Below are 6230 nucleotides of genomic sequence, written 5' to 3' on the forward strand. Positions count from 1 at the left end.
CTGGGCTCACGTTATTTTTAATGGATTATACGAATAATTTAGTCCTAGAACTTTCTAATTGAACTTAGGTGTACTTTGGGGCTAAATTTTTTTACAGATAGCTTTTCTCTAGATCTATTTTTTCTCTAGATTTTGTGGCTGATAAGTAGAAAGATCAATGCGATACTCTTGGAAACCTGCACTATCTAAACCTAGTTTAGTTAATGGCCATACAGAGTGCGTTAATGTCCATTCTACAGCTTTAGCATCTGGAGCAGAATAAATCACTACGTTAAGTTCTTTACCATTAGCAATAGGAGCAAAAGACCAGTTTGGTGTTTTATCAACAGCTACAGGTTCACCAGCGCTAGATACTTCTTTTACGTAGTTAGCAATAATATCTTGTGAAGTTTCAAGAGATAAGTAAGCTACATGGTCTGGACCTGTACCAGCAAACACTCCACCGTTTGCACGGTAGTTGTTAGTTGCTACTAAGAATTTGTCGTTATCGTTAACTGGTTTACCTTGGTAGGTTAAGTTAACAATACGACCAGCATTGGCTACGTTAGTAGGTTTACAAGTAGAAGTGAATTTAGCAGGTTTAGTTACGTCGATTTGGTAGTTTAAACCATAGATCACATCGTAGTTATAAGTACGATATGATGTGTAGTTGATTAACTCTTGACGTTCTTTGTTATTAGGATCAATTTGATTGAATTGTCCGGTTGAACATTCTAACCAGTCTTTTAATTCTTTACCTGTAGTTTTTACCACAGCAAAAGTATTTGGATAGAGGTACACATCTGCTACGTTACGGAGCACAAATGTACCAGCTGGTACTGCCACAAAGTTGGTTACGTCATTGTGACGTTCCCCGTATTTAAATGGCGCAGCTGCTGATACAAGTTTGTAACCTGCATAACCTTTATTTTCTTTTGCCCATTTTTCAAGAGCTTGTAGTTGTACTTGGTTAACAAGTTTAATTGCGTAGTCTTCTTGGGTTAAAGCTAAGTAACCGTAAAGGTTATCAGCTAGTTTACCAACCGGAGCGTTCGCAAAATCACGAGTTGCTTGGTGAGTACTATCAAGAAGTTTTACTAATTCTTTATCTTCTTCAACTAGAGGTTTACGATTTTTACCATCGTAAATAGCGCGGGTTGAAGCTACAGATTGGCTTTGATCAACTTGCCATTTACCTTGTTCGTTTTGCGTAAGTACTAAGTCTACAATACCAATGTGATCACCCCAACGACCTGGCATTACTGATGGCACGCCATTAATAGTACCTTTTTCTACATCAGCACCTTTTACGCTCGCAAACTCTGGTGATGGGAATACAGCATGTGAGTGTCCGAAAACTACAGCGTCAACACCTTTAACTTTAGTGAGGTTGATAACTTGGTTTTCATATAGCGAGCTAGATGGAGCATTGATGCCAATGCCTGAGTGAGCAATGGCAATGATTACATCCGCACCTTTAGCTTGCATTTCAGGGATGAATTTTTCGGCAGTAGCTACAATAGGTTTAGTAGTAACTTTACCAGTTAACTTGTCAGCATCCCATTGCATAATTGTTGGTGGAGTAAAACCAATATAACCAACTTTTAAAGTGTGTTTGTCGCCTTTAGCATCAACGACTACTTGCTCTTTAATAATGTATGGAGTGTAGTAGTTAGCACCAGTTTTAGCATCGTAAACGTTTGAGTTAATAACAGGCACACCTGCTAACTCTTGCGCCGTGTTTACTACTTTTTGTAAGTAAGGTAAACCAAAGTTAAACTCATGGTTACCTAAATTTGAGACGTCATATTTTAAGTAGGCAAAAGCTTGGTATGCTGGGTGTACTTTGTATGACTTAAAGTCATCTTGTTGTGCCCAGTTACCAATTAAGCCACCTTGAATTAAATCACCATTATCGACTAGTACTGAGTTAGCAACTTCAGAACGTGCTTGTTTAATTAAAGTTGCAGCATGTGTTAAACCATAGGTTTGCACTGGAGCATCTTTAAAGTAGTCGTAAGCAGTTAGATACGCGTGAATATCGGTAGTTTCGATTACACGTAGTTTAATCACATTGTTTGCATCAGCAAAGGCTGCACTTGATAAACCTAAAACGGCAAATGCTGTTGCCAGTTTGGCAAATTTTAGAGACGATTTAAAATTCATAGAGCTTAAATTTTTGCTTGGAGTAAGAGAGTTTTTTCCTTACAGCTAGGCTCATAAAAGCTATTAATATCAAGCTACAGCTAGAGTTAGGTAAACCAACTTAACTATAGTGACCCTTATTAACTCTTCGTAAGTCAAGCTGGAAGCAAAAGGTAAGCAAGATTAAATTCTAACTGTATTTTAGTAAGAAAGAATAGTCTTAGACTACCCAAAAGAAGTTAGAGTTTCGGTAAGAATAAGAGCAGTATTACTAAATTTAGGTATAGCAAATCTTGCGATTTTATTGTACCGCGAAAGCAAAATTTAAGCAGTGTTTTAGATAAAAAATTTGTCTTGGCTGTTGGTAGGGTGTTGATAAATCGCAATAATTTTCTTTGGGGCTAAGGTAGTATGCAATATTATCCATTAGTACCTTTATCCATTAGCACCTTTATGCTCGTCAATATAATACTGGGAGTATGTAAAAAATAAACAGGAGTTGTACTTTAAAAAAGATATGATTCCCTCTCTAAAAAGAGAGGGGTACTTCAATAGCACACAACCATAGCTGTATCGTACTTTTCGGATTGTATGGAAAAAGCAGAGCTCCTCAAGCTCGCTTTATTGTTGCATAAAATATCCTAACATACGCCAAGCAAAAGTACCTACTAAGGCTATACAAACGATTAAGGCAAAGTAGCGTTTAGGATTCCATACGGCTTTAGCTAAGATAATACGTAAAGCAACAAGAATAAAGAAAATACAAAGAATTGCGTTATAAATTAAAGTGTGCATAAAGTTTTATCGTAAGATCAATCAAAGTAATAACTGGTTATATCTACATAGACAAGGTGAATACTTGCACTAGTAATAATTTAGCTGCTTAGATTTTAGCTCTAAGTAAGTTATTAGCTCGAAGTAAATTTATTGGTTCTATGCATATGAAAAAAGACGAGTCGTACTCGTCTTTTTCAGTTTGAGATTAAGCAGCGTGTTTTTTAATCGCTTCTTCAAGTAAAGGTTTTAATTCACCTGAAGCTTCTAATTCTAACACGATATCACAACCACCAACTAGCTCACCATTTACCCATAATTGTGGGAATGTAGGCCAGTCACCAAACTCTGGTAATAGAGCGCGGATTTCTGGGTTTTGTAAAATATCAACAAACGCAAAATCGATGTTTTGGTTGATAAGAGCTTGTACAGCACGTCCAGAGAAACCACATGAAGGGAAACGTGGAGTACCTTTCATGTAAATAACGATTGGGTTTTCTGTAATTTGACGTTGAATACGAGCAAATACTTCTTCTTTGCTCGGTTGTTTAACTTCTTCGCTCATAAAGATCCTGAATAGATAATAAAAACAAGAATAGGAATAAAGTCCATTACTTTCGGTTGGTCTTTGTAGCTGATTATAACAATAGAGAAATTTTCTTGCTGAATTGTTTAGGAAAAGCTCGACCCAATTGCTTAGAAATAGCTCTAGCGCCTATTTATAACGGATTTGCCATATCCTTACTTTTTATAAGGATATGGCAAGGCAGAGTTAAGGAGACTTTGCAGAGTTAAAGAACTTTTGTGGCTATGTACTTATAGTACTTATTATGAGTCTTGTTCACTATATGACTCACTCATCAAATGATTTACTTAAGTTCTTTTAAGCGATTAGAGAACCTGTTCACATAATATATAGCTCAAGTTCTTCTGCTTTCTAAGTTAGTAAATAACTTACTCAAGTTCTTCTAAACTTACTTGCGGATCAAAAGTCTGATACTCTTCACCATCAAAGTAAGCTTGCAGAATAAGAGCAGCACTTACGGCATCAACTTTGTGTTTTTGTAAGCCTTTGTATTGGTATTTTGCAAAGATTAGTTCTTTAGCACTAGTCGTAGTATTACGTTCGTCCATAAAGTAGACCGGAATACTAAAAATCTTATGTACCCATTTAGCAAAGTTATACACTTTAGGGCTTACATGAGTAAAAGTATTATCTTGGTTGCGAGGTAAGCCAACCACAATGGCAGCTGGCTGCCATTCTTTAACTAACTTATCAAAGCTCGCATGGTCGACTTTGCCTTTACTCATCGGAATGCCGGTTAACGGTTGGGCGGTATAAGTAACATCTTGTCCAATGGCAATGCCTGTAGCTCCAGTACCATAATCAACACCTAGGTAATAAGCCATGATTTACTCCTTGTCACAACGGATTTGCGGAGAAGGTTGCTTTTCCCAAAGGTGCGGGTTAAAAGCTTCAGGACTAGCTTTAGACATAGTCGCTAGATCGTCGCCGTCTAACGCAATTAAGCCGAAAGTATTAAGCATAATGCAATAGTAAATCTGCATGAGTTCATAGAACTCACCTAGAATTACATGCTCATTTACTTTATGTAAAGTAGCGTTGGTTGTCCCTAACTCAAACATTTGTTCACAAATGCGAGTTAAGAAACGACCATCAGAAGTACCACCACCGGTATCAAATTTTGGTACTAAGTTGCCACGTGTAAGAGTAGTAATTACTTTAGTTGCATCTTGGCAGAACGGACTAGCTTGTGGCGTAACAAAAGATTCTCCTGAACATGTAGATTGCACGGTTAATTTATCTTTAAGTTCAGGGAAGCGATCAATAATGCTATTTACTTTCGCTTGTAAAGAAGTATAAGTATGTTCATTATTAAAACGTAAGTTAAATTGTGCTCGCGCTGTGCCTGGGACAAGATTCGTAGTACCGTCACCAGCAGCGAGTTCAACTAGCTGGAAGCTAGTTGCTGGAAACTCACTATTACCTTGATCAAGGTTCATGAGTTCTGTTTGTAAAGCATTTAGTAAAGGTACTAAACGATGAATAGGATTATCTACTAGATGCGGATAAGCTACGTGTCCTTGCTCTCCTTGCACAGTTAACCACCAAGAAGCCGAACCACGACGTCCGTTGCGAATAACATCCCCCACTTGGGCGCTAGAAGATGGTTCTGCAATAATACACCAGGCAACGTTTTGTTGTACTTCTTCAAGGCAAGTAACAACATATTTAGTGCCATCTACAGCAGCAGCTTCTTCATCACTAGTTAGTAAGAAAGCAAGAGTTACTTGTTCAATTTCTGGAGTACCTGCATAAACATCAAGCAAGGCTGTAACGGCATAGATACTAGCAACTAGTCCACCTTTCATATCGGTTGTTCCACGTCCAACCATATATTGTTCAGGATGATATAAGTATCTATTACCTAAAGCTTGACGATAAGCCGGAAACTCACGAATAAACTCAGCAGCTGGAGATAAACCTTGGGTTGCTGAAACTAAATAATCAACATCTTCAAGCGTCGAATAAGGATTAGTTGCCTGATGATTAGCCGTAGGTACTTGTTCATGTACTTGGGGATCAAACGGATCATTTAAGGTCCATTGTTCAAGATTACCTGGTGGTACTACATCGGTATGTCCGGCAAATAAGAATACTGGTAAATCAGAAATAGCAGGGAAGTTTGCCCAACTAAGTTTTACTCCAGCCGCTTTAGCGCTTAAGTATTGTAGATAAACTTGTTCCCAAGTACTATCAGTAAAGTCACCAGTATTACCGTGATTTAAGGTCCATGGACGACCAGTTTGTCCACTGTAGGTGCTTGCTAATTGCGATTTAGCACCTAAACGTACGTATAAAGTATTGGTAATGCCATGATGACTAAAGTTGATCGCCACAAAGCCATAAGGTTTTAAGATTTTAGCAATATCTTCTTGGGTTTGATCATCGGCTGGAGTAACGGTATTGCGACTTACGAGCTCTTGTAAAGTGGCAATGCCACCTAAGTAGTCAAGTTGAGTCGCTAGGGGATCTAAGTAATACGGGCGTTTACCCGTAGGATTTACCAAAGAGGAAAGTTTTTTCTTCATAGATAAAGGTAAAAGCAAAGGGATAAAATTGGGATTTGCAATTAAGAAAGAGATAGGTAAAAGCTGTCTGCGAAAATAAAGGAAGTATTTATTTTTGGGTACAGCTTATGTTGATTAAACTAACTTACTTGTCGAATAATCAAATTAATTAGGTATTATTTGGCTGCTAACTTAAAGTTAGAGCTAAATAATGATATCTACAAGTTACAAGTTACAAG

General features: G+C 37.6%; 5 protein-coding genes. All 5 read right to left on the minus strand.

All coding sequences use genetic code 11. The features are described from left to right. Window positions 1–114: 114 nt before the first annotated feature. Window positions 115–2145, minus strand: coding sequence for a bifunctional 2',3'-cyclic-nucleotide 2'-phosphodiesterase/3'-nucleotidase (locus CKF58_RS04725; protein WP_119531488.1), 2031 nt, complete (start codon window positions 2143–2145; stop codon window positions 115–117). 600 nt (window positions 2146–2745) lie between these two features. Next, window positions 2746–2919, minus strand: coding sequence for a hypothetical protein (locus tag CKF58_RS08405; protein WP_222987714.1), 174 nt, complete (start codon window positions 2917–2919; stop codon window positions 2746–2748). A 187-nt stretch (window positions 2920–3106) separates the two neighbouring features. Next, the gene (grxD, locus tag CKF58_RS04730) at window positions 3107–3463 is read right to left on the minus strand and encodes a Grx4 family monothiol glutaredoxin (RefSeq protein ID WP_119531490.1); all 357 of its coding nucleotides are present in this window, start codon (window positions 3461–3463) and stop codon (window positions 3107–3109) included. Between the two features lie 389 nt (window positions 3464–3852). Beyond that, the gene (gene ruvX, locus CKF58_RS04735; protein WP_119531492.1) at window positions 3853–4308 is read right to left on the minus strand and encodes a Holliday junction resolvase RuvX; all 456 of its coding nucleotides are present in this window, start codon (window positions 4306–4308) and stop codon (window positions 3853–3855) included. Between the two features lie 3 nt (window positions 4309–4311). Then, window positions 4312–6012, minus strand: a complete 1701-nt coding sequence (dapE, locus tag CKF58_RS04740; RefSeq protein WP_119531494.1) for a succinyl-diaminopimelate desuccinylase — start codon at window positions 6010–6012, stop codon at window positions 4312–4314. Window positions 6013–6230 lie beyond the last annotated feature (218 nt).

It is taken from the genome of Psittacicella hinzii (assembly GCF_003585935.1).
In the GTDB taxonomy this organism is placed as follows: domain Bacteria; phylum Pseudomonadota; class Gammaproteobacteria; order Enterobacterales; family Psittacicellaceae; genus Psittacicella; species Psittacicella hinzii.